Source organism: Streptomyces sp. NPDC088732, from assembly GCF_044751205.1.
In the GTDB taxonomy this organism is placed as follows: domain Bacteria; phylum Actinomycetota; class Actinomycetes; order Streptomycetales; family Streptomycetaceae; genus Actinacidiphila.
Window position 1 is genome coordinate 23,760 of sequence record NZ_JBIVLI010000017.1, and the last position, 22,474, is coordinate 46,233.

Sequence of the window (22,474 nt, forward strand, 5' to 3'; positions counted from 1 at the left end):
GCCAGGGCCGTCGCCGGCCCGGTGGTGGCTCACCGTGCCGTCCAGGAGTGCAGGCGGGCCAGGGGTTCGAGGTACCCGGCCAGTTTCGGGTCCTCGGCCAGCGCGGCCGTGTGGAGGACGGCGGCGTGTTCGGGCCCGGTGAGGCCGAGCGCCGTCAGCGCGGGGGCCGCCCGCCGCCACACCGCCCGCAGCCCGCGGGGCGCCGGGGTCCGGGGGAGGGTCTCGATGAACTGCTCCGCGGCCTGGGTGAGTTCGCCGCCCTTGCCCTTGACCCGGGCGTGGCGGTCGTTGGCGCGCCGGATCCGCTCGCTGCCGCGGGACCGCATGTCCTGGCCGTGGCTGTCGACCTGGGTGTCGAAGTCGGCGTACGCGCTCTCGTCGTGCCGGATCCGACCGCCGCCGCCCCCGCTCCCGGACGTGCCGCCAGTGCCGCCGCCGGCGGAGGCCAGCACAAAGCCGCCGTCCTTGCCCCCGGTGAGCTGGTGACGGGAGTCCTGGACGCCCTGCTCGAAGCCGCCCTTGCCACGTCGGCGGCACGGCCGAGGTCGACGCCGTGCTGGATGCCGAGCGCGTTGGCGCCGAGCTGGATGGCCAGGTCGCCGGCCATGTTGCCGAGGGCCGCGTACACCGGCCCGGTCGCCAGCCCGATCACTTGGTCCTGGGCCTGCTGGGCGGCCTCCTTGAACAGGCGTTTGACGATGAGCCGGGTCGCCTGGGTGGCCCCGGCGGCGCCGAGTTCGGACAGGCCGAGCGTGAACGGCGCGGCGGCCTGGGCGGCGATCACCTCGGCGGCCAGGATGCCGAGCTGGACCACGGCGGCGATCTTGGCGCCCTCGACGACGAGGGCCACCCCGTCGAGCGCGGTGGCGCCCAGCCGTCCGGCGTCCGCCAGATTGCCCAGATGGGAACCGACCTTGTTCCAGTGGGAGTTGAAGGCGTCGACCGCGGGGCCCTCGGTCGCCCCGAGCAGGCCCGCGACCGCGTCGTGCAGGCCGCCTCCGCCGTGGTCCACGTCGTCGGCGAACTCCCTCAGGGCCGTGGCCATTTCGCGGTAGTCGTCCTCGTCGACGTTCGGCCACATGATGCCGATCAGGTCGAGGAGCCACGCCAGTTCGTCCGGCAGCACGACACCCATGGGCCACCCCCGCCGACTCGGGCGCGCCGAAGCGCCTCTTCCGTTCCACTTCTGTCAAACGCCGTGCGGGGCCTGGCAGTTGCACGACAAACATGGCAGAAACGCGAAGGCCCCGCACTCGCCGTGCGGGGCCTTTCGCGTCGTGCGGACCGCCGTTACCGCAGCCGCGCCATCAGCGCGTGCTCCACCAGCGTGATGAGCGCGCTCTTCGCCTCGCCGCGGTGGCGGGCGTCGGTGGTGATGATGGGGGCCTCGGGGCCGATCTGCAGCGCCTCCCGGACCTCCTCCGGGTTGTACGGCTGGTGTCCGTCGAAGCCGTTGAGGGCGATGACGAAGGGCAGCCCGCTGTTCTCGAAGTAGTCCACGGCCGGGAAGCAATCGGCCAGCCGGCGGGTGTCCACCAGGACGACCGCGCCGATGGCGCCGCGCACCAGGTCGTCCCACATGAACCAGAAGCGGTCCTGACCCGGCGTACCGAACAGGTACAGGATCAGGTCCTCGTCCAGCGTGATACGGCCGAAGTCCATGGCCACGGTGGTCGTGGTCTTGTCCGGCGCGTGGGTCAGGTCGTCGATGCCCGCCGAGGCGGAGGTCATCACGGCTTCGGTACGCAGCGGGTTGATCTCCGATACGGCACCGACGAACGTGGTCTTGCCCACGCCGAAGCCGCCCGCCACCACGATCTTCGCCGAGGTGGTTGAGCGAGCTGGACCGCTAGAGCTTGCGAAGTCCACTGAGCACCCTTTCGAGCAGTGTCACGTCTGGCTGTCCGCCCGAGGCATCGTCGCCACCGGGCTGGTGAATGGCGACGAGACCGGCCTCCGCCAGGTCGGCGACGAGGATTCGGGCGACGCCGAGGGGGATGGAGAGAAGCGCGGAGATTTCCGCGACCGACTTGATCTCCCGGCAGAGGATGCAGATCCGCTGGTGCTCCGGCAACTGCCCCCGCAGCTGTGACGCGTCCGCGGTCGTGCTGACCAGTGCCTCGAGGGCGAGCTGGTAGCGCGGCCGGGTGCGGCCACCGGTCATCGCGTACGGGCGGACCAGCCCGGACGGGGAGGTGCGTCCGGCCGGGGCCGTGCGCGGTGACGGTGCCTGCGGGGGTTCGTACGGCTGGATCCTCGGCTGCCGATGCGACGGCCTGCCGCCCGGTTCCTGGGTCCCACCGCCGAAGGCGGGGGGTGGCTCCGGGGTGGGCGCCGAGGGGAAGTTGAACCGCTTGAGGGGCGGCTGCTGTTGGTGATTGCCGTACTGATCTCCGCCTGGGGGCGTTGCCACGGTTCCTCCTCCAGCTGGGTAGCGCGTCCGAGAACCCTACGGGTCCCCGGACGCGCTCGCATGCCTGTCCGTTAGTTGAGCAGGCTGCCCTGCAGTTCCGCGCGCAGATCGGGGGTGAGCACATTGCCCGCCCGGTCCACCAGCAGGGCCATCTCGTAGCCCACGAGGCCGATGTCGCACTCGGGGTGCGCGAGCACGGCCAGCGAGGATCCGTCGGAGACGGACATGATGAAGAGGAAGCCGCGCTCCATCTCCACGACGGTCTGGTTCACATGGCCGCCCTCGAAGATCCGCGAGGCACCCGCGGTCAGCGAGGTCAGCCCCGAGGCCACGGCGGCCAGCTGGTCCGCGCGGTCCCGCGGGAACCCTTCGGACATCGCCAGCAGCAGGCCGTCGGCAGAGACCACAACCGTATGGGAGACCCCTGGGGTCTGGTCCACGAAACTGGTGATCAACCAGTTCAGGTTCTGTGCCGCCTGGCTCATCGGACTCAACTAACGCTCCTGGTGCTTGGGGCCGAAGCCCTGGCCGTTCGTGTCAGTTCCCGCAGTACGCCCCTGCTGGACACCGCGCCGCAGATTGCTCAGTCGGCCGCGGACGTCCTCGGGTGCTCGGGAGACCATGGGGCCGCCCTGCGGAGTCTGCTGTGCGGTGCCCGGGACCAGGTTGGCCTTGGGGACCCGCCGGGGCAGGCCGGAGGGGGTGACCCCGCCGGCCTTGGGCTTGCGGGCCTGTTCGGCCCGCTGCCAGTTCTCGTCGTTCGTGGAACGCCATTCGGAGGACTCCACCGAGGTGTCCGGCGTCCCGGCCGGCGTCGCGGGGGCCGGCTGCGTGGGGAAGCCGGTCGTCGGCTGGGGCTCCGACTGGGCCGGCACCGACGGTCCGGACTGCTGCCGCCCGCGGTCGCGGCGCGGCAGGCCCGCGTCCGTCACGGTCGTGTGCAGCGGGCCTGAGGACGGTCCCGGCCCGTCGAAGCCTACGCGGTCCGGGGCCTCGAAGGGGGCGCCAGTGGCGGAATCGGCCGCGGGCGCCTCGGGGTAGGCCGTGGCCTGGGGCATCTCCTGCTGCGGCGCGGGCTGCTGGGCGCTCCAGCCGTCCTGCGCGTAGCCGTTCTGCTGCTGCCAGCCGTCCTGGCCGTAGCCGGCCTGGGCGGCGTCGTACTCGGGCGCCGGGGCCGGGAAGCCGCCGTCGGTGTACGCGGGCTCCTGGAAGGGCGCGGCCTGCGTGTCGTAGCCGTGCTGCTCCGCGAAGCCCTGCTGCGCCGGGAGGGGCTGCTCGGGGAATCCCTGGGCGTCGAACCCGTTCTGCGGGAAGGCCTCCTGGGCGAAGGCGTCCTGCGGGAAGGCGTCCTGCGGGAAGGATTCCGCGGCGGCCGGGGACTCGAAGCCGTCGAAGGCCTCCTGCTGCCCGCCGGCCTCGTCGCGGAACAGCGGGCGCTCGCCGCGGTCGTTGGCCGCGGCCTCCAGCTGGGCACGGCGCTCGCCGCGCTTCAGGGAGCGGCCGACCGGGTCCAGCGCACGGGCGTCGCCCGGTGCCTCCGCGCGGTCGTAGCGGGAGTCGTCGAAGCCGAGCTCGGCGGCGGTCGGCCCGTACGCGGCGAAGGACTCGGTCTCGGCCTCCGGCATCATCCGGGACACCGTGAAGTCGTCGTCCAGCGGTATCTCCTCGCCGCCGCCACCGTGGGTGATGGGCTCGGGGAGCATGACCAGCGACGTGGTGCCCGCCTGCTCGCCCGAGGGGCGCAGCTGCACGCGGATGCCGTGCCGGTCGGCGAGGCGGCCGACCACGAACAGGCCCATGCGCTTGGAGATCGAGGCGTCGACCGTGGGCGGGTCGGCCAGCTTGTGGTTGATGTCCGCGAAGTCCTCGGCCGTGAGGCCGATGCCCTTGTCGTGGATCTCGACCATCACACGGCCGTCGGGCAGCCGGGTCGCGGTGACGCGGACCCTGGTCTGCGGCGACGAGAACGTCGTGGCGTTCTCCAGCAGCTCGGCCAGCAGGTGCACGAGGTCGGTCACGGCGGTGCCGTGGATGTCCGTCTCCGGGATGCCGACCAGCTCGATGCGCTCGTACGCCTCCACTTCGGAGGCCGCGGCGCGCAGCACGTCGACCAGCGGGACCGGCTGGTTCCACCGGCGGCCCGGCTCCTCGCCGGCGAGGACCAGGAGGTTCTCGCCGTTGCGGCGCATACGGGTCGCGAGGTGGTCGAGCTTGAAGAGGCTGGACAGCTGGTCCGGGTCGCCCTCGTTGTTCTCCAGGTCCGTGATCAGCGTCAGCTGGCGCTGGATGAGGCCCTGGTTGCGGCGGGAGAGGTTGGTGAAGATCGCGTTGACGTTGCCGCGGAGCAGTGCCTGCTCGGCGGCGAGCCGCACGGCCTCGCGGTGGATCTGGTCGAAGGCGCGGGCGACCTCGCCGATCTCGTCGTTGGAGTTGATCGGGATCGGCTCGACGCGAGTGTCGATCTTGCCGGGGTCGGTCCGGGACAGCTGGTCGACCAGCGCCGGCAGGCGCTGCTCGGCGACATCGAAGGCCGAGGTGCGCAGCCGCCGCATGCTGTTGCTCATCGAACGGGCCATCATCGCGGCGACGATGAAGGCGATGATCAGGGCCACCAGCACGATGGCGGAGTTGACGATCGCCTCGATGCGGGCGCTGTCGGCGATGTCGCTGGAGTCCTTCAGCGCCTGGTCCGCCAGGTGCTTCTCGACGTTCTGGTACGCCTCGAAGCCGAGTGTGGTGGCGCCGAACCAGCTCTGCTCCGTGATGCCCTTCGTCTTGAGGCTCGCCGGGTCCTCACCGGAGGCGATCAGCTTGATCATCGACAGCAGGTCCGGCGGGGTGACGAAGGGCTGGCCGGCGTCCTTGGCCGCCTGCGCGGCCTGGGTGACCTGCTCCTTGCCCTTCTGCTGTGCCGCGGCCTGCTCGTCCTGGAGGCGCTGGTAGTCGGCCGCGGTGCCGCCGCCCTTGTACTCCGCCTCGGCGACCTGCTGGAGGTAGGCGTACGAGGCGAAGGAGGTGAGCTGGGTCTTCAGTTCCTCGGGGGCCAGCTTGGAGCGGTCCTCGACCAGGAGGTGGGTGCCGATGGAGCGGGTCAGCGACTCGGCGGCCTTGGCCAGCTCGATGGCGTACAGCGTGCGTCCGTAGGAGGCGACGCTGCTGGTGCCAAAACCGAGTTCGTTCGCCAGCTCCATCAACGGGTGCTGGATCTCGACGTACTTCTCCTCGGTCTGCACGCCGGGCAGCTGCCGGGTGAAGGCGGTCTCGCGCAGCTTGGCCAGGACCTTCTCGCCCTCGCGGATGTTGGCCACACGGCGTTGGAGGCGCTCGTCCGCGGGCAGCTCGCGCACCGTGGCGTCGAAGGCGGAGGCGGCCGCGTCGGTGGCGGCACGCGCCGCGACCACGGTCTTGTCCTCCTTGTCGCCCTGGAGCAGGGGAACCACGCTGACGTCGCGCTCGTTCAACACGGCATTGGCGTAGTCCACCGCGGCCCGGACGGCGCGCGCGGTCCGCACCGCGTCGTCGGCGTCCTGCCAGGTCTGTACGGCCGTCTGCACCCGGAAGCCGCCGAAGACCAGGGCGACGAGCACCGGGATGAGGAGGATGACGTTCAGGCGGGTGGCCACCCGCCAGTTGCGCATGGCAAAACGGCTGCCCGACGCGGCGACCGGCTCCGTGATCTCAGGAGCGGTCGCGGTCTGCGCCGCGCCGTGTCGCGCGGGCGGGGTGAAATTGCCACGCGGGTGGTCCGCGGGACCCGGCTCTGCGCGCCTCGTGTTCCTCACTCGACCAACAACCTCTCGGCGACGACGCCGGCGGCGTCGTTCCTACTCTCGGGTTTCGATGAATTCCAGCACGTCATGGGGGTGCTCCACAAACCTCCGGCGGCGATGCCGAACCCATGATCACGCGCTTGTTAAAAGGGGCATAAGCATAAAGCGGTGGCATTTCAGCAGGGCGATGTATGCGCAGTGAAGCCGGTCGGGCGCGGGCGGTGTTCGAGATGTTCCGATTCGCGGTCGAAACGTTATGAACAGAAGGACCGGCCATGTCAAAAGACACAGCCGGTCCGTACCCGAAGTGGCAAGCTGGAGTGCTTACTTGAGGCGAGCGAGCAATGCGTGTTCGACGAGCGTGATGAGCGCGCTCTTCGCCTCCGCGCGGTGCCGCGCGTCGGTGGTGATGATCGGCGCCTCGGGGCCGATCTGAAGTGCCTCGCGCACCTCGTCGGGCGTGTACGGCTGGTGGCCGTCGAACCCGTTGAGGGCGATGACGAAGGGCAGACCGCTGTTCTCGAAGTAGTCCACGGCCGGGAAGCAGTCCGCCAGCCGGCGGGTGTCGACCAGCACGACCGCGCCGATGGCGCCGCGCACGAGGTCGTCCCACATGAACCAGAAGCGGTCCTGACCCGGCGTACCGAACAGGTACAGGATCAGGTCGTCGTCGAGCGTGATACGGCCGAAGTCCATCGCCACGGTCGTGGTCGTCTTGTCGGCCACGTGGGTCAGGTCGTCGACACCCGCGGACGCGGAGGTCATCACGGCCTCCGTGCGGAGCGGGTTGATCTCCGAGACCGCTCCGACGAACGTGGTCTTGCCCACGCCGAAGCCACCGGCCACCACGATCTTCGCCGAGGTGGTGGCACGGGCCGCGGGCGGCGCACCGTACGCCGCCTGCTGCCCCGGCCTAGAGCTTGCGAAGTCCACTGAGCACCCTTTCGAGCAGTGTCACATCAGGCTGTCCGCCGGCCTCGCCGCTGCTCGGCTGGTGGATGGCGACCATCCCGGCCTCAGCCAGGTCGGCCACCAGGATCCGGGCCACCCCCAGCGGAATCGCCAGCAGTGCGGAGATCTCGGCGACCGACTTGATCTCCAGGCACAGGTGGCAGATGCGCTGGTGTTCGGGGAGCATCCCCTGGTAGGCACCCGGCTCGGCAGTGGTGCTCACCAGCGCCTCGATGGCGAGCTGGTAGCGAGGCCGGGTGCGACCACCGGTCATGGCGTACGGCCGCACCAGCGGCTGGTCGCCTTCGCCCCCGTACGGCGCATGGTGGGGCGCGCCGTACGGGCCGGGCGAGGCAGGCGGCGGTGTCATGAAGGTCCTCCGGATAAGAGCGGACGCGGTTCTCTTGTCATGGGGCGGTTGTCGGCCGGGCTCACACGAGCTCAGCCCATCAGACTGCCTTGGAGTTCAGCGCGCAGGTCGGGGGTCAGGACGGCGCCCGCTCGGTCGACGAGCAGCGCCATCTCGTAGCCGACGAGGCCGATGTCGCACTCGGGGTGCGCGAGAACGCACAGCGAGGATCCGTCCGAGATCGTCATCAGGAGGAGGAAGCCGCGCTCCATCTCCACCACCGTCTGATTGACGTTGCCGCCCTCGAAGATGCGGGACGCACCCGCGGTCAGCGAGGTCAGACCGGAGGCCACGGCCGCCAGCTGATCGGCGCGGTCCCGGGGGAAACCCTCGGACATCGCCAGCAGCAGGCCGTCGGCGGAGACCACCACCGTGTGGGACACCCCGGGGGTGTTGTCCACGAAGTTGGTGATCAACCAGTTCAGATTCTGTGCCGCCTGGCTCATCTGGCTCAACTAACGCTCCTGCTGGTGAGTGGTGCCAAAGCCGCGGCCGTCGGTCGTGCCCGTACCGGCCTGGCGGCCTTGCTGAATACCGCGCCGGAGGTTGGTCAGGCGTCCGCGCACGTCGTCGGGGGCCCGGGAAACCTGCGGACCACCCTGGGGGGCTTGCTGGGTCGTACCGGAACCGGGCACGAGGTTCGCGCGCGGCACCCGGCGGGGGAGGCCGGAGGGGGTGACCCCGCCGGCGGAGGGCTCACGGACCTGGCCGGCCCGCTGCCACACCTCGTCGTTGGGCGAGCTGCGCCAGGCGGCGGGCTCACGACGGGGCGGCGGCGGGACCTGCTGGGCCTGGGACTGCTCGGCGCGGACCCGCTGCGGCGGTTGCTGGGGCTGCTGCGGGTGCTGCTGCCGCGGCGGCTGCTGCGGGCGCTGCGGCGGACGGGTCGGGGCACCGCCGGAGAGCGGACCGCTGCCGTTCTGCTGCGGGGCCACCGGGCCCTGCTCGACGTGCACTTGCTGCATGCGCTCGGCACGGCCGGTGCGGAACCAGTCCGACTCGAGGGAGTCGAAGATCGGGCTGGACTCGTCCGGACGGACCGGGGCCGGCGGCAGGGCCATCGGCTCGGACGCGGCCGGCAGCGGGTGCCGCGGCTCGGCGGGCCGCTGCTGACCGGCGGCCGGACCGCGCTGCCGCTGGGCCTGCGGGGCCGGAGGCATGGGCGCCTGCGGCATCGGGGCCTGGGGCATCTGCGCCTGGGGCATCTGGGCCTGCGGACGCTGGAAGACGTCGCTGCGGGTGAAGGTGCCCGTCTGCTGCGGCTGCTGGTGGTTCTGGTCCTGCTGGTACTGCGGCTGCTGGTACTGCTCCTGCTGGTACTGCTGGTGGTTCTGGTCCTGCTGGTACTGCGGCTGCTGGGCTTCCTGCCCGTACTGCTGCGGCTGCTCCTGCTGGTACTGCTGGTGGTTCTGGTCCTGCTGGTACTGCGCCGGTTGCTGGGGCTGCTGCCGGCCGAAGGCGGAACTCATGCTGCCGCGCTGCGGAGCCGTGTGAGGGATCGTGTTGAAGTCAGGGCGCTCGAACTGCGCCGTGCTCTCCAGGTCCTCGTGGCCGCGCGGCATGTCCGCCGCCGGGCCGCCGGGAGCGGCGCCCACCGGCTGCGGTGCGGTCGGGAACTGCGGGGCCTGCGGCTGCTGCGTGGGCTGCGGCGGAGTGGCCTGTCGCTGCGGACGGCCCTGGCCGCCCTGGCCCTGCTGCTCGTTCGCCCAGCTCGGGTTGGAACGCTGCGGGGCCGCGGGAGCACCGGGGCGCCCGCCCTGCGGGGCCTGACCCGGGCCGCCGGGGCCCGAGTTGAGCGCCGGGCGCTGGGCGGAACCGGGCACCTGGCCGCGCTGCGGCGCGCGGCCGACACCGGCGGCCGCCGCACCGGCGCCCACCGGCGCGCCCGGACCGCCCGCACCGGGACCGCCCGGCTGCTGGCCGCGGTTGCCGGCGGCACCGGGCTGCGGCTTGGCGCCGCCCTGGGTGACGTCGACCGGGAGCATGACGAGCGCGGTGGTGCCGCCCGAGTCGGACGGACGCAGCTGGATGCGGATGCCGTGTCGCAGGGACAGGCGGCCGACCACGAACAGACCCATGCGGCGGGAGACGGAGACGTCCACCGTCGGCGGGTTGGCGAGCCGCTCGTTGATGTCGGCGAGGTCCTCCGGCGAGAGGCCGATGCCGGTGTCGTGGATCTCGATCAGCACGCGCCCGTCGGGCAGCGCGTGACCGGTGACCCGGACCTTGGTCTGCGGGGAGGAGAACGAGGTCGCGTTCTCCAGCAGCTCTGCGAGCAGGTGGACGAGGTCGTTGACGACGCGGCCGGTGACTTCCACGCCCGGCACCGAGGTGAGCTCGATGCGCTCGTACTGCTCCACCTCGGAGGCCGCGGCGCGCAGGACGTCGACCAGCGGGACCGGGCGGGTCCACCGGCGGCCGGGCTCCTCGCCCGCGAGGACGAGGAGGTTTTCGCCGTTCCGGCGCATACGGGTCGCGAGGTGGTCGAGCTTGAAGAGGCTGGACAGCTGGTCCGGGTCGGCCTCGCGGGACTCCAGTTCGGAGATCAGGCTCAGCTGACGCTGGATCAGGCCCTGGCTGCGGCGCGAGAGGTTGGTGAACATCGCGTTGACGTTCCCTCGCAGCAGCGCCTGCTCGGCGGCGAGACGGACCGCCTCGCGGTGGACCTCGTCGAACGCGCGGGCCACCTGGCCGATTTCGTCGCGGGTGTGGATGCCGATCGACTCGACCGAGGTGTCCACGTCCTGCGGGTCGGACTCGGAGAGCTGCTTGACCAGCTCGGGCAGCCGCTTCTGGGCGACTTCCTGAGCGGTGTCCTGCAGGCGGCGCAGCGAGCGGACCATGGAGCGGGCGACGACGAAGGCGCCGACGACCGAGATGCCGAGCACGAGGAGGATCAGCGCACCGCTGATGATCGCCTCTTGCTGGGCCGCGTTGCGCAGCGTCAGGGCCTGCTGCTGCATCTCCTCGAGGAGGTGCTGCTCGATGGCCTTCATCGTGTCGAGCTTGGTCTTCGCGGCGTCGTCCCAGTCGAGGTAGGAGCCGTCGAAGTTCTGGATGCCCTCTTCGGACGCCGCGATACGGGCGGCCTGCTCGTCGTGCTGGGTGATCGCGTTGTTGCCGTGCTCGAGGCCCGTGAGGAGGTCCTCGGACTTCTGCCGGCCGTAGATCTGGCGGAACTGCTCCAGCGAGGTGCGCTCGGAACGGAGCGCGCCGCCCATGAAGCGGAAGTCGTTGGAACTGAGCTTCTTGCCGTCGGCGAGCGCGGCACTGACCACGGCGCGCTGGATGGACTCGTACTCCTTGGCGGCGGAGAACGCCGCCAGCGCGCGGGTACTGGAGATCATCTCGGTGTTGCCGGTCGCCTCGGCCATCTCCTGGGAGAGGTCGATCAGCGACTGGATCAGGCCGTCGTACTCACTGACCGTCGAGGAGACGAAGCCGGGCTGGTCGTAGGCGCGCTCGCGGATCGCCTGCAGGGTGCCGAGCTGACGGTGGATCGCCTGGAGCGAGGCGTTGACACCCGTGAGGTCGGGGTCGATGCCTTCCTCGGCCTGGCTGAAGGCCTGGCGGGCCAGCTTGGTGTTCTGCTGGGCGGCGACGATGTCGTCGTCGTTCTCGTCGCGGGGAGTGCTGGACAGCGGACCCGCGGAGACGTCCCGCTCGTTCTGGAGCGCGGCGGCGAGCTTGGTCGCCTGTTCCGTGAGGTCGGTCAGGGACGTCATCGCGTCCAGCTGCTTCACGTTCTCCAGCGAGCTCTGGATGCGCAGGGCACCCAGAGTGGTCGCGGCGACCACCGGTAGCGCGAGCAGCGACACCAGACGTGTGCTGATGCGCCAGTTCCGCATGGCTATTCGGGAGCCGTGTTTGGGGCCTGAGCGCACACCGCTCTCCGGCGTGGCGCCGCTCTCCGCGCCCGCGGTTCCGACGTCTGCGGTGTCCTCCCGGCGGGCGGGGCCGGTATCGGCCCCACCGCGCTGTTCCGGGTCGCCCGCAGCGCCGCCATCCCTCTTGAAACGTCCCTGCACTAGCGTCGCAACCTCTGGACCAGGCGTCCCCCGCGCGGGCGGCAGGACGGTGTCGAGTTTGTGGAGTCCCGCCCTCCCCGGCAGGTACCCGTTAGCCGCCGCCGCTCGGCGATCGCACGCTCCCCCTTGCGCGCCGGCATCTGTTGATACGGCGGTCCGGGGAATTCCAGCACAGTGCCGGACCTCCAACAAGGCCCGTCAGGTATCGAGTGGAATACGTGACTCAGCGCACCGGACGTGTCACGCGGTGTCCGGCCGCATTCGGGCGGGCGTGGTCAATTCGGGCGCCTCCAGGGGCTCATGGGCTTCTGCCTGCACGAGTCGGCTGCCGGCCGCCGGGTGCAAATGGCGTGGATCATCCGTGATGTCGGGTTCACGGACATCGGGCCGCCGTCCGATTCGCCCTTCTTGTCGATCACTTGGTGAGTAAAATCACAGGGGTGTGCCCGTGTCGGTCACCCGGAATGGGGAATGCCCGCCAGATAGGTTGACGTTTGACACGACCGTGTACTACGTCAACCCGCGCCCTGTCGGGCGCCCGGACTCCACGAGGTTCTGACCGCCCCATGAAGACGACCATGATCATGCGACCCATAGCCAATCCGCGTCGCACCACCCTCGCGCACCTCACGGACGCCGAGGACACGCGGACCGCCGAGGTCGCACCGGCCGTCGAGGGCGAGGTCCCTGTCGTCATCCTGCCGCGGCAGACCGCCAACCCGCGCCGCACCGTCCTGAAGGACCTCAAGGAGCAGCCCGCGGGCTGAGGCCCCGGCTCGCCGGACGGGAGGGCGCGGCACCCCCGGGATAACCTGGAGCGTCAGTCTCCGGCCAGTGAGGTGAGCTGCTTCCCGTGCGCATCGCCAGGTTCTCCATCGACGGCAATGTCGCCTTCGGCGTCGTCGAGGGCGACGAGTCCGTCCCGGACGGACTCGTTCTCGACATCATCAAGGGCATCCCGTTCGCCGAGTACGAGCGCTCCGGCACCAAGGTGCCGCTGAGCAAGGTGCGGCTGCTGCCGCCCGTACTGCCCAGCAAGGTCGTCGGCATCGGCCGCAACTACGCCGAGCACGCCGCGGAACTGGGCAACGAGGTACCCGAGGTGCCGGTCGCCTTCTTCAAGCCGTCCACCTCGGTGATCGGCCCCGGCGACCCGATCGCCTACCCCTCCTTCTCGCAGGAGGTGCACTACGAGGCCGAGCTCGCCGTGGTGATCGGCCGGCTCTGCCGCGAGGTGCCCCGCGAACGGGTCCAGGACGTGATCCTCGGCTACACCTGCGCCAACGACGTCACCGCGCGCGACGCCCAGAAGGCCGAGAAGCAGTGGGCCCGCGCCAAGGGCTTCGACTCCTCGTGCCCCATCGGCCCCTGGATCGAGACGGGGCTCGACCTCGCGGCCGCCGGCGACCTCGCCGTGACCGCGACCGTCAACGGCGAACTGCGCCAGGCGGGTCGCACCAGCCAGATGATCCGCTCCGTCGAGGACCTGATCGTCCACATCTCCGAGGCGATGACCCTGCTCCCCGGCGACGTCGTCCTCACCGGCACCCCTGCCGGGGTAGGACCGCTCCATGTCGGCGACGAGGTCGCCGTCACCATCGAAGGCATCGGCACTCTCACCAACAAGGTGATCAAGCGTGACTAGCGCAGCACCCGTACGCGTACGTTTCTGCCCGTCGCCGACCGGCAACCCCCACGTGGGCCTGGTCCGCACCGCCCTGTTCAACTGGGCGTTCGCCCGCCACCACCAGGGCAGCCTGGTCTTCCGCATCGAGGACACCGACGCCGCCCGCGACTCCGAGGAGTCGTACGAGCAGCTGCTGCAGGCCATGCGCTGGCTCGGCTTCGACTGGGACGAGGGCCCCGAGGTCGGCGGCCCGCACGCGCCGTACCGCCAGTCGCAGCGCATGGACATCTACCGGGACGTGGCCGCCAGGCTGCTGGAGTCGGGCCATGCCTACAAGTGCTACTGCACCACCGAGGAGCTCGACGAGCGCCGCGACGCCGCCCGCGCCGCAGGCCGCCCCTCCGGCTACGACGGCCACTGCCGCGCCCTGTCCGCCGAGCAGATCGACGCGTACGAGCGCGAGGGCCGCGAGCCGATCGTCCGCTTCCGGATGCCCGACGAGCCGATCACCTTCACCGACCTGGTGCGCGGCGAGCTGACCTTCACCCCGGAGAACGTGCCCGACTACGGCATCGTCCGGGCCAACGGCGCCCCGCTCTACACGCTGGTCAACCCGGTCGACGACGCGCTGATGGAGATCACCCATGTGCTGCGCGGCGAGGACCTGCTGTCCTCCACCCCGCGGCAGATCGCGCTCTACAGGGCGCTGGCCGAACTGGGTGTCGGCAACGGCACGACCCCGCAGTTCGGCCACCTGCCGTACGTCATGGGCGAGGGCAACAAGAAGCTCTCCAAGCGCGACCCGCAGTCCTCCCTCAACCTCTACCGGGAGCGCGGCTTCCTCCCCGAGGGGCTGCTCAACTACCTCTCCCTGCTCGGCTGGTCGCTCTCCGCCGACCGCGACGTCTTCAGCATCGAGGAGATGGTGGCCGCCTTCGACATCGACGCCGTCAACGCCAACCCGGCGCGCTTCGACCTGAAGAAGGCCGAGGCGATCAACGCCGACCACATCCGCCTGATGGACGTGAAGACGTTCACCGAGGCCTGCGGTCCGTGGCTGCGGGCCCCGCACGCCCCCTGGGCGCCCGAGGCGTTCGACCAGGCGGCCTTCGAGGCGATCGCGCCGCACGCCCAGACGCGGCTGACCGTGCTCTCGGAGATCACCGAGAACGTCGACTTCCTCTTCCTCGGCGCGCCGGTGGAGGACGAGGCGTCCTGGGACAAGGCGATGAAGGACCCGGCGGCCGCCACCGCGCTGCTCAGCACCGCCCGGGAGAACCTCGCCGCCGCCGACTGGAACGCCGAGGCCCTGAAGGCCGCCGTCCTCGCCGCGGGCGAGACCCACGGCCTCAAGCTCGGCAAGGCCCAGGCACCGGTCCGGGTCGCCGTCACCGGCCGTACCGTCGGCCTGCCGCTCTTCGAGTCGCTCGAAGTGCTCGGCCGCGACCGCACCCTGGCCCGCGTCGACGCCGCGCTGGCGAAGCTCGCCGGCTGACGGAAGCCGCCCGCGACCGCCCCGGGTTCCCCGCGGACCCGGGGCGGCGCGCTTCCGGAGCACCGATGCGACGCAGGCCCAAGCCCCCGCCCTCCCCGCTGCCCCAGCGCCACGGGGTCGACGCGGTGCGCCTGCGGCTGCCGGAGGCCGGCCCCTGGACGTCGGTGCGCGAGCACCTTGTCGAGCGGCTGACGGCGCTGCCCGCGGGGCACGTCGAGGCGATGCTGGCGGCGGGGGAGATCCACACGGCCGACGGGCCGCTGGCCCCCGACGCGCCCTACCGGCCGGGTGCCTTCCTCTGGTTCCACCGGGAGTTCGCGCCGGAGGCCCCCGTCCCCTTCCCCGTCGAGGTGCTGCACCGGGACGACGCGCTGCTCGTCGTGGACAAGCCGCACTTCCTCGCCACCACCCCGCGCGGCAGCCACGTCACCGAGACCGCCCTCACACGCCTGCGCCACGACCTCGGCCTGCCCGCGCTCAGCCCGGCCCACCGGCTCGACCGGCTGACCGCCGGAGTGGTCATGTTCGTGATCCGCCCCGAACTGCGCGGCGCCTACCAGACCGTCTTCCGCGACCGCCGGGTGCGCAAGGAGTACGAGGCCGTGGCCGGGTACGACCCGGCGCTGGAGCTGCCGCGCACCGTGGAGAGCCGGATCGAGAAGGAGCGCGGGGTCATCGCCGCCCGGGAGGTCCCCGGACCGCCCAACGCCCGCAGCCGCGTGGAACTCCTGTCCCGCCACGGTTCCCTGGCCCGCTACCGGCTGCACCCGGAGACCGGCCGCACCCATCAGCTGCGCGTGCACATGAACAGCCTCGGCCTGCCCCTTCTCGGCGACCCCGTCTACCCCCGCGTCCTGCCCGAGCCCGCCCCCGGCGACTTCGGCCGGCCCCTCCAGTTGCTCGCCCGGCTGCTGGAGTTCGACGACCCGGTCACCGGCGAGCGGCGCCGCTTCGTCAGCCGCCGGACGCTGTCCCCGCCGCCGGAACCCGCGCCGCCGGCCGCGGAAGCGCACGGATAGAGTCCGGGCATGCCGATCCGTGCCGTGCTGTGGGACATCGACGACACGATCTTCGACTACTCGGCGGCCGAGCGTGCCGGGGTCCTGACCCATCTGCGGAACGAGGGACTGCTCTCCGCCTTCGAGGACGAGTACGGCGAGGACGGCGAGAACACAGCTGTCGCGCGCTGGCACGCGGTGATGAACCTGCACTACGAGCGCTTCCTCGCGGGCGAGATCACCTGGGCGGAGCAGCGCAGGGAGCGCGTTCGCGCCTTCCTGGGACCGGATGTGCCCGACGCGGCGGCCGACTCCTGGTTCGCGGCCTACTACGTCCACTTCGAGGCCGCCTGGGCGGTCTTCCCCGACGTCGTCCCCGCCCTCGACGCGCTCACGCCCGGCTACCGGCACGGGCTGCTCTCCAACTCCGCCACCGCCCACCAGGAACGCAAGCTCGCCCGGCTCGGCCTGCGGAATCGCTTCGAGTGCCTGCTCTGCTCGCAGGAACTGGGGTTCGCCAAGCCGGCGCCGGAGGCCTTCCTGGCCGCGTGCGAGGCGCTGGGCCTGCCGCCCGCCGAGGTGGCGTACGTGGGGGACAAGGCGGACACCGACGCGCGCGGGGCGAACGCCGCAGGTCTTCACGGTGTGTGGCTGGACCGAACGGGTAGCGTCACCGCCCCCGACCTGCGGCGGATCACCGGACTGGCACAGCTGCCGGCCCTCCTGGCGGCGGATACCCGTTTTGGAGCCCCGTCTTCGATCGGGTAATGTTCTTCCTGCGCCGCCGGGCGGGCCGAAAAACCGGTCCGGAGCGCACGCCAGACAACACCCCCTACGGGGGGTTGTGTTTTGGTGGGGTATGGTGTAATTGGCAGCACGACTGATTCTGGTTCAGTTAGTCTAGGTTCGAGTCCTGGTACCCCAGCGCAGTTCTTTTGCAGAGCCCCCGTTGTGTAGCGGCCTAGCACGCTGCCCTCTCAAGGCAGTAGCGCCGGTTCGAATCCGGTCGGGGGTACGGATCTCTCTCGCAGGGATCGCTAGGGCCCCCGTTGTGTAGCGGCCTAGCACGCCGCCCTCTCAAGGCGGTAGCGCCGGTTCGAATCCGGTCGGGGGTACTTGACACACCATGGGGTATGGTGTAATTGGCAGCACGAGTGATTCTGGTTCATTTAGTCTAGGTTCGAGTCCTGGTACCCCAGCGTATTTCTGACTTGCCCCCGTTGTGTAGCGGCCTAGCACGCCGCCCTCTCAAGGCGGTAGCGCCGGTTCGAATCCGGTCGGGGGTACATCGGGAAGAGGCCCCCCGCTTCGGCGGGGGGCCTCTTTCGTTCCTCCGTTCTCCACGAGGGCCTCGCGCCCGGTCGCGTCACTCAACTCCGAAGCGCCGCAAGGACTCCTCGGCCTCGGCGAGCCGGCGCAGGCTCAGCAGCACGGGCTCGTAGAGCACGGTCAGCGTCACGGCGGCCGCGGCCTGTTCGAGCGGGGTGTCGTAGAGCTCGACCAGATCCAGGTCGTGGACGGCCTGTTGGGCGGCCAGGCGCGCGTAGGGCTCCAAGTGCCGTGCCCCGCTGGGGTATCCCAGCCGCGTGAGCACGGCGACCGCCGCGACGAGCATCCGGTAGGCGGGGGAGGGGCCGTGGTCCTCGTTCCCGTACGTCCAGCCGAGCCCGGACATCAGCAGGTCCACCTCCCCGCGGGCGACGACGGTGGCCGGGTCGTCCTCGTCGGGCTCCGGGCCGTGCGGCAGCGCGAAGGTCGCTGCGCCCAGCCGCGAGTGCTGGTTCAGCGATTCGTCGTCCATCGCGGCGAGCACCTCGCGGGCGGTGGCCACGGGCACCTTGCCGACCTGGATCAGGGCCCGCACGAAGCGGAGCCGGCGCAGGTGCTCCTCGCCGTACTCGGCCTGGGTGGCCGTGACACGGCGGCCCGGTGGCAGCAGGCCCTCGCGCAGGTAGTACTTGATCGTCGGCGTCGGCACACCGCTGCGCTCGCTCAGTTCCGCCAGTCGCATGTCCTCTTGCGCCCTTCGCTGGATAGTGGCAGTATCCAATCATGGATAGCGTCACTATCCAATGACTGCCGTGCCATGGCATGCCGTGCCATGCCATGCCATGCCATGCCTGGGCACGGGGCACGGCCGACGGGTGCCCGGCATCCGTCGTGGGCGAAGGGGGAGAGCCATGTCCGTTCAACTGGTCCCGGGCCGCAACACCGCGGCCGCCGAGGGCGAGATCGTCGTCTTCCACATCGGGATGCGGATCAACCGCTGGTGGGCGCTGCGCAGCTGGCTGCCGGCCTTCATGGCCATGCCGCGCATGCTGCGGGAGCTGTCGCGGGACCAGGACAGCGGGTTCCTCGGCTACCAACTGCTGATGGGCTTGCCGCGGCTGGTGTGCGTCGTGCAGTACTGGGCGAGCAAGGAGCAGCTCATCGCCTACGCCTCGCAGCCCGACAGGCAGCACCGGCCCGCGTGGGCGGAGTTCAACCGGCGGGCCCGGGCCGGCAAGGGGCGGGTGGGCATATGGCACGAGACCTACTCCGCGCCGGCCGGTTCCTACGAGTCGGTGTACGTCGACATGCCCGCCTTCGGGCTCGGTGCCGCGACCGGCGTCGTCCCGGTGGGCCGTCGTGGCGAGACGGCGGCCGAGCGGCTGCGGTCCGCCAAGGGGTAGCGGCCGCTGTGGCCGAACCGCGGCGGAGGTTCAGCCGGAACGGCGCAGCGCCTCGGACAGCCGGCCCGCGGCGTCCACGACGGCCTGTGCGTGCATACGGCCGGGGTGCCGGGTCAGCCGCTCGATGGGGCCGGAGACGGACACGGCCGCCACGACGCGGTTGGACGGTCCGCGCACCGGCGCGGAGACGGAGGCCACACCCGGTTCGCGTTCTCCGATCGACTGCGCCCAGCCCCTGCGGCGCACGCCGGACAGCGCGGTGGCGGTGAACCGGGCTCCCTGCAGCCCGCGGTGCAGCCGCTCCGGCTCCTCCCAGGCCATCAGGATCTGGGCGGCGGAACCCGCCTTCATCGGCAGGGTCGAGCCGACGGGCACGGTGTCCCGGAGTCCGGACAGCCGCTCTGCGGCGGCGACGCAGATGCGCATGTCGCCCTGGCGCCGGTAGAGCTGCGCGCTCTCGCCGGTCACGTCCCGTAGGTGAGTGAGCACGGGGCCGGCGGTCGCCAGCAGGCGGTCCTCGCCCGCCGCGGCGGCCAGTTCGGAGAGCCGGGGGCCCAGGATGAAGCGTCCCTGCATGTCGCGGGCGACCATGCGGTGGTGCTCCAGTGCGACAGCGAGACGGTGCGCGGTGGGGCGGGCGAGACCCGTGGTGCCCACGAGACCGGCCAGGGTGGCCGGACCGGACTCCAGTGCGCTGAGCACCAGAGCCGCCTTGTCGAGAACGCCGACGCCACTACTGTTGTCCATGAAACGATACTCCCGTCTCACTCTGTGAAACGCAAGTTCAATTTTCCCGTGAACGCGGCACGCTGGATGAACAGGCCCGGAGCCCCCGTCCGCCGCAATCGGACGGAGGCGCCCGGCAACGACGAACAGGCCGGCAACGCGGCCGGTCGGAGGGAATGCGATGGCCAGGACACTCGCGGAAAAGGTCTGGGAGGATCACGTCGTGCGGCGCGCCGAAGGCGAGCCCGACCTCCTCTTCATCGACCTGCATCTGCTCCACGAGGTCACCAGCCCGCAGGCTTTCGACGGTCTGCGGATGAACGGCCGCCCGGTGCGCCGGCTGGACCTCACCATCGCGACCGAGGACCACAACACCCCGACCCTCGACATCGACAAGCCGATCGCCGACCCGGTCTCGCGCACGCAGCTGGAGACGCTGCGCAAGAACTGCGCCGAGTTCGGGGTGCGGCTGCACCCGCTGGGCGACGTCGAGCAGGGCGTGGTGCACGTGGTCGGCCCGCAGCTGGGCCTGACGCAGCCGGGCATGACCGTGGTCTGCGGCGACAGCCACACCTCCACCCACGGCGCCTTCGGCGCGCTGGCGTTCGGCATCGGCACCAGCCAGGTCGAGCACGTGCTGGCCACCCAGACGCTGCCGCTGGCCCCCTTCAGGACCATGGCGATCACCGTCGACGGCGAACTGCCCGAGGGCGTCACGGCCAAGGACCTGATCCTGGCGATCATCGCCAAGATCGGTACGGGCGGCGGCCAGGGCTATGTCATCGAGTACCGCGGCTCCGCCATCGAGAAGCTCTCGATGGAGGCCCGGATGACCATCTGCAACATGTCGATCGAGGCGGGCGCCAGGGCCGGCATGATCGCCCCGGACCGGACCACCTTCGACTACCTGCAGGGCCGTGCGCACGCCCCGCAGGGCGAGGACTGGGACGCCGCGGTCGCCTACTGGGAGACCCTGCGGACCGACGAGGACGCCGTCTTCGACCACGAGGTCGTCATCGACGCCGCCTCGCTGTCCCCGTTCGTCACCTGGGGCACCAACCCCGGCCAGGGCGCCCCGCTGAGCGCCTCCGTACCGGACCCGGCGTCCTTCGCCGACCCCAGTGACCGGCTGGCGGCCGAGAAGGCGCTGGAGTACATGGGCCTGGAGGCCGGCACGCCGCTGCGGCAGGTCGCGGTCGACACCGTCTTCGTCGGCTCCTGCACCAACGGCCGCATCGAGGACCTGCGCTCGGCCGCGTCGGTCGTCAAGGGCCGCAAGGTGGCCGACGGTGTGCGGATGCTGGTCGTCCCCGGTTCGGTCCGGGTCGCGCTGCAGGCCGTCGAGGAGGGCCTGGACCAGGTCTTCAAGGAGGCCGGCGCCGAATGGCGGCACGCGGGTTGCTCGATGTGCCTGGGTATGAATCCCGACCAACTGGCGCCCGGTGAGCGTTCCGCGTCCACCTCCAACCGCAACTTCGAGGGCCGGCAGGGCAAGGGCGGCCGCACCCACCTGGTGTCCCCCCAGGTCGCCGCCGCCACCGCGGTCAACGGCCACCTCTCGTCCCCCGCCGATCTGCCCGGCGTCGCCGTCCTGGAGGCCTGAGAACCATGGAAGCGTTCACCACGTACACCGGCCGGGCGGTCCCGCTGCGCCGGAGCAACACCGATACCGACCAGATCATCCCGGCCCACTGGCTGAAGAAGGTCACCCGCAACGGCTTCGAGGACGGCCTGTTCGAGGCCTGGCGCAAGGACCCCGAGTTCGTCCTCAACCGGCCCGAGCGCCAGGGCGCCGGCGTGTTGGTCGCCGGCCCCGACTTCGGCACCGGCTCCTCCCGCGAGCACGCGGTCTGGGCACTGCAGAACTACGGCTTCAAGGCCGTGATCTCCTCCCGTTTCGCCGACATCTTCCGCGGCAACTCGCTGAAGAACGGCCTGCTCACCGTGATCCTGCCGCAGGAGACGGTCGAGCGGCTGTGGGAGTTCACCGAGGCCGACCCGACCGCCGAGATCACCGTGGACCTCCAGACCCGCGAGGTCCGCGCCGAGGGCATCACCGCGCCCTTCGAGTTGGACGACAATGCCCGCTGGCGGCTGCTCAACGGCCTGGACGACATCAGCCTCACCCTGCAGAACGAGGCCGACATCGCCGCCTACGAGGTCGGGCGCCCGTCCTACAAGCCGCGCACCCTCCAGGTCTGACCCGGTCCGAGCCCCTTCCCCGCCCCGCGCCGCGCGTCCTCGCGGCCGGTTCCCCGCCTCCCCGCAGCGCCCCCCGCCCCCACCGGGCGGGGGGCGCTGCGGCGTGTTCGGCTCCACACCTCGTGACAACTCACCGCAGATGACACAATCGGCACATGGAACACGATGGCCAACTCGAGCTGTACGCGTTCCTCGCTGCCAGGTTGAAGCAGGCCCACACCCGTGTGGCGGGTCTGCAAGTGCCGGATGAAGTCCGGGTGCAGTTGACCCGGAGACTTCTCGTCATCACCGCCGCCTCGAAGCACGATCTCGCAGGTGCGGCAAGGCGTCTGGAGGATCTGATGAAGGACCTCGACGAAGGCCGATTCCCCGATCAAGAGCCTTCCTGAGCCCGGAGTTCGTTGCGGCACAAGGGTGATTCGCCCGTTTCGTATTTGATTTGCGGTATATATCCGCCTAGCGTGCGAAAAAGGCCCGAACTCATCGCCGGGCAAGTTTCCGAAGGGGAAGACGTGAACAAGGCGCAGCTCGTTGAAGCGATTGCCGACAAGCTCGGCGGCCGTCAGCAGGCCGCTGAGGCGGTCGACGCGGTCCTGGATGCCATCGTCCGCGCGACCGTCAACGGCGACCGGGTCTCGGTGACAGGCTTCGGTTCGTTCGAGAGGGTGGAGCGTCCCGCCCGCTACGCCCGCAACCCGCAGACCGGGGAGCGGGTCCGGGTCAAGAAGACCTCCGTGCCGCGCTTCCGCGCCGGCCAGGGCTTCAAGGACCTGGTGAGCGGGACGAAGAAGCTCCCCAAGGCCGGCGAGGTCTCCGTCAAGAAGGCGCCCAAGGGCAGCCTGACCGGCGGCGTCACCGCCAAGGCCACCACGAAGAAGGCCGCCGCCAAGAAGACCACGGCGAAGAAGGCGGTCACCACCAAGGCCGCCGCGAAGAAGACCACGGCCGCCAAGACCACCGCCAAGAAGACCACGGCGGCCAAGGCCACGGCCAAGAAGGCTACGGCGAAGAAGACCACCGCCAAGAAGGCCACGGCCAAGAAGACGGCGCCGGCCAAGAAGGCCCCCGCCAAGTCGGCGGCCCGCAAGACGGCCACCAAGCGCGCCGCCAAGCGGTAGAGCGGCACCGACCCGACACAGCGACGGGCCGGGCACCCCCTCGGGGGCGCCCGGCCCGCTGCGTT

22 protein-coding genes and 5 tRNA genes are annotated in these 22,474 nt (G+C 70.9%); 15 read left to right on the top strand and 12 right to left on the bottom strand.

The annotated features are described in order from the left end of the window. Nucleotides 1-29 precede the first annotated feature (29 nt). The 10 genes from ACIP9H_RS27065 to ACIP9H_RS27110 all read right to left on the bottom strand — a co-directional run bounded on the left by ACIP9H_RS27065 (nt 30) and on the right by ACIP9H_RS27110 (nt 11,391). Nucleotides 30-182: a hypothetical protein gene (locus tag ACIP9H_RS27065; RefSeq protein ID WP_401591480.1), complete on the bottom strand. Its 153-nt coding sequence runs from the start codon at nt 180-182 to the stop codon at nt 30-32. After that, nucleotides 155-1,135, bottom strand: a complete 981-nt coding sequence (locus ACIP9H_RS27070; RefSeq protein ID WP_401591478.1) for a hypothetical protein — start codon at nt 1,133-1,135, stop codon at nt 155-157. The genes ACIP9H_RS27065 and ACIP9H_RS27070 overlap by 28 nt, the downstream gene beginning before the upstream one ends. A gap of 155 nt (nt 1,136-1,290) precedes the next feature. Further along, nucleotides 1,291-1,869 (bottom strand): ATP/GTP-binding protein, encoded by a 579-nt coding sequence (locus ACIP9H_RS27075; protein ID WP_360911084.1) that lies wholly within the window; start codon nt 1,867-1,869, stop codon nt 1,291-1,293. Next, a complete protein-coding gene (locus tag ACIP9H_RS27080) occupies nt 1,850-2,413 on the bottom strand; it encodes a DUF742 domain-containing protein (RefSeq protein WP_401591476.1) in 564 nt (187 codons plus the stop codon). The genes ACIP9H_RS27075 and ACIP9H_RS27080 overlap by 20 nt, the downstream gene beginning before the upstream one ends. 71 nt (nt 2,414-2,484) lie before the next feature. Beyond that, nucleotides 2,485-2,898: a roadblock/LC7 domain-containing protein gene (locus tag ACIP9H_RS27085; RefSeq protein ID WP_018562059.1), complete on the bottom strand. Its 414-nt coding sequence runs from the start codon at nt 2,896-2,898 to the stop codon at nt 2,485-2,487. 9 nt (nt 2,899-2,907) lie between these two features. Continuing rightward, complete coding sequence (locus ACIP9H_RS27090) at nt 2,908-6,051, bottom strand: nitrate- and nitrite sensing domain-containing protein (RefSeq protein ID WP_401961269.1); 3,144 nt, start codon at nt 6,049-6,051, stop codon at nt 2,908-2,910. A 456-nt stretch (nt 6,052-6,507) separates the two neighbouring features. Further along, nucleotides 6,508-7,116 carry an ATP/GTP-binding protein gene (locus tag ACIP9H_RS27095; RefSeq protein ID WP_319659776.1) on the bottom strand — a complete coding sequence of 203 codons (609 nt, stop codon included), beginning with the start codon at nt 7,114-7,116 and terminating at the stop codon, nt 6,508-6,510. Further along, complete coding sequence (locus tag ACIP9H_RS27100) at nt 7,097-7,504, bottom strand: DUF742 domain-containing protein (RefSeq protein WP_319659775.1); 408 nt, start codon at nt 7,502-7,504, stop codon at nt 7,097-7,099. The genes ACIP9H_RS27095 and ACIP9H_RS27100 overlap by 20 nt, the downstream gene beginning before the upstream one ends. A 71-nt stretch (nt 7,505-7,575) precedes the next feature. After that, nucleotides 7,576-7,989: a roadblock/LC7 domain-containing protein gene (locus ACIP9H_RS27105; RefSeq protein ID WP_319660047.1), complete on the bottom strand. Its 414-nt coding sequence runs from the start codon at nt 7,987-7,989 to the stop codon at nt 7,576-7,578. 9 nt (nt 7,990-7,998) lie between these two features. Further along, nucleotides 7,999-11,391 carry a nitrate- and nitrite sensing domain-containing protein gene (locus ACIP9H_RS27110; RefSeq protein WP_401591472.1) on the bottom strand — a complete coding sequence of 1,131 codons (3,393 nt, stop codon included), beginning with the start codon at nt 11,389-11,391 and terminating at the stop codon, nt 7,999-8,001. Nucleotides 11,392-12,137: 746 nt separating this feature from the next. Here ACIP9H_RS27110 and ACIP9H_RS27115 point away from each other — a divergent pair. The 10 genes from ACIP9H_RS27115 (at nt 12,138) to ACIP9H_RS27160 (ending at nt 16,977) form a co-directional block, all read left to right on the top strand. Continuing rightward, nucleotides 12,138-12,338 (top strand): hypothetical protein, encoded by a 201-nt coding sequence (locus ACIP9H_RS27115; protein ID WP_401591470.1) that lies wholly within the window; start codon nt 12,138-12,140, stop codon nt 12,336-12,338. A gap of 86 nt (nt 12,339-12,424) precedes the next feature. Continuing rightward, on the top strand, nt 12,425-13,216 hold the full coding sequence (locus ACIP9H_RS27120) for a fumarylacetoacetate hydrolase family protein (RefSeq protein ID WP_360911093.1): 792 nt from the start codon (nt 12,425-12,427) through the stop codon (nt 13,214-13,216). Next, nucleotides 13,209-14,693, top strand: a complete 1,485-nt coding sequence (gene gltX / locus ACIP9H_RS27125; protein WP_401591466.1) for a glutamate--tRNA ligase — start codon at nt 13,209-13,211, stop codon at nt 14,691-14,693. Before ACIP9H_RS27120 ends, gltX begins: the two co-directional genes overlap by 8 nt. 65 nt (nt 14,694-14,758) lie before the next feature. Then, the gene (locus ACIP9H_RS27130) at nt 14,759-15,712 is read left to right on the top strand and encodes a pseudouridine synthase (RefSeq protein ID WP_401591464.1); all 954 of its coding nucleotides are present in this window, start codon (nt 14,759-14,761) and stop codon (nt 15,710-15,712) included. Between the two features lie 9 nt (nt 15,713-15,721). Beyond that, nucleotides 15,722-16,459 (top strand): HAD family hydrolase, encoded by a 738-nt coding sequence (locus ACIP9H_RS27135; RefSeq protein ID WP_401591463.1) that lies wholly within the window; start codon nt 15,722-15,724, stop codon nt 16,457-16,459. 85 nt (nt 16,460-16,544) lie between these two features. After that, nucleotides 16,545-16,616 (top strand) — tRNA-Gln (locus tag ACIP9H_RS27140). A 17-nt stretch (nt 16,617-16,633) separates the two neighbouring features. After that, nucleotides 16,634-16,706 (top strand) — tRNA-Glu (locus ACIP9H_RS27145). Between the two features lie 27 nt (nt 16,707-16,733). Then, nucleotides 16,734-16,806 (top strand) — tRNA-Glu (locus tag ACIP9H_RS27150). 12 nt (nt 16,807-16,818) lie between these two features. After that, nucleotides 16,819-16,890 (top strand) — tRNA-Gln (locus ACIP9H_RS27155). Between the two features lie 14 nt (nt 16,891-16,904). Beyond that, a tRNA-Glu gene (locus ACIP9H_RS27160) sits at nt 16,905-16,977 on the top strand. Between the two features lie 80 nt (nt 16,978-17,057). Here the strand turns inward: ACIP9H_RS27160 and ACIP9H_RS27165 are convergent. Next, entirely contained in the window at nt 17,058-17,702 is a 645-nt protein-coding gene (locus tag ACIP9H_RS27165) for a MerR family transcriptional regulator (RefSeq protein ID WP_401591462.1), read from the bottom strand. A 169-nt stretch (nt 17,703-17,871) separates the two neighbouring features. Between ACIP9H_RS27165 and ACIP9H_RS27170 the strand changes: the two genes are divergently transcribed. Continuing rightward, nucleotides 17,872-18,363 (top strand): DUF4188 domain-containing protein, encoded by a 492-nt coding sequence (locus ACIP9H_RS27170; RefSeq protein WP_401591461.1) that lies wholly within the window; start codon nt 17,872-17,874, stop codon nt 18,361-18,363. A gap of 30 nt (nt 18,364-18,393) precedes the next feature. Here the strand turns inward: ACIP9H_RS27170 and ndgR are convergent, their stop codons facing one another. Further along, nucleotides 18,394-19,110 (bottom strand): IclR family transcriptional regulator NdgR, encoded by a 717-nt coding sequence (gene ndgR / locus ACIP9H_RS27175; protein WP_401961274.1) that lies wholly within the window; start codon nt 19,108-19,110, stop codon nt 18,394-18,396. 160 nt (nt 19,111-19,270) lie between these two features. On the opposite strand from ndgR, the gene leuC reads away from it, so the two are divergent. From leuC to ACIP9H_RS27195, 4 genes are all read left to right on the top strand, one after another. After that, nucleotides 19,271-20,692, top strand: a complete 1,422-nt coding sequence (gene leuC, locus ACIP9H_RS27180; protein ID WP_401591458.1) for a 3-isopropylmalate dehydratase large subunit — start codon at nt 19,271-19,273, stop codon at nt 20,690-20,692. Between the two features lie 5 nt (nt 20,693-20,697). Beyond that, nucleotides 20,698-21,291, top strand: coding sequence for a 3-isopropylmalate dehydratase small subunit (gene leuD / locus ACIP9H_RS27185; protein ID WP_401961277.1), 594 nt, complete (start codon nt 20,698-20,700; stop codon nt 21,289-21,291). Between the two features lie 155 nt (nt 21,292-21,446). Continuing rightward, on the top strand, nt 21,447-21,680 hold the full coding sequence (locus ACIP9H_RS27190) for a hypothetical protein (protein WP_401591454.1): 234 nt from the start codon (nt 21,447-21,449) through the stop codon (nt 21,678-21,680). A gap of 123 nt (nt 21,681-21,803) precedes the next feature. Further along, on the top strand, nt 21,804-22,409 hold the full coding sequence (locus tag ACIP9H_RS27195) for an HU family DNA-binding protein (protein ID WP_401591452.1): 606 nt from the start codon (nt 21,804-21,806) through the stop codon (nt 22,407-22,409). The last annotated feature ends 65 nt before the right edge of the window (nt 22,410-22,474 follow it).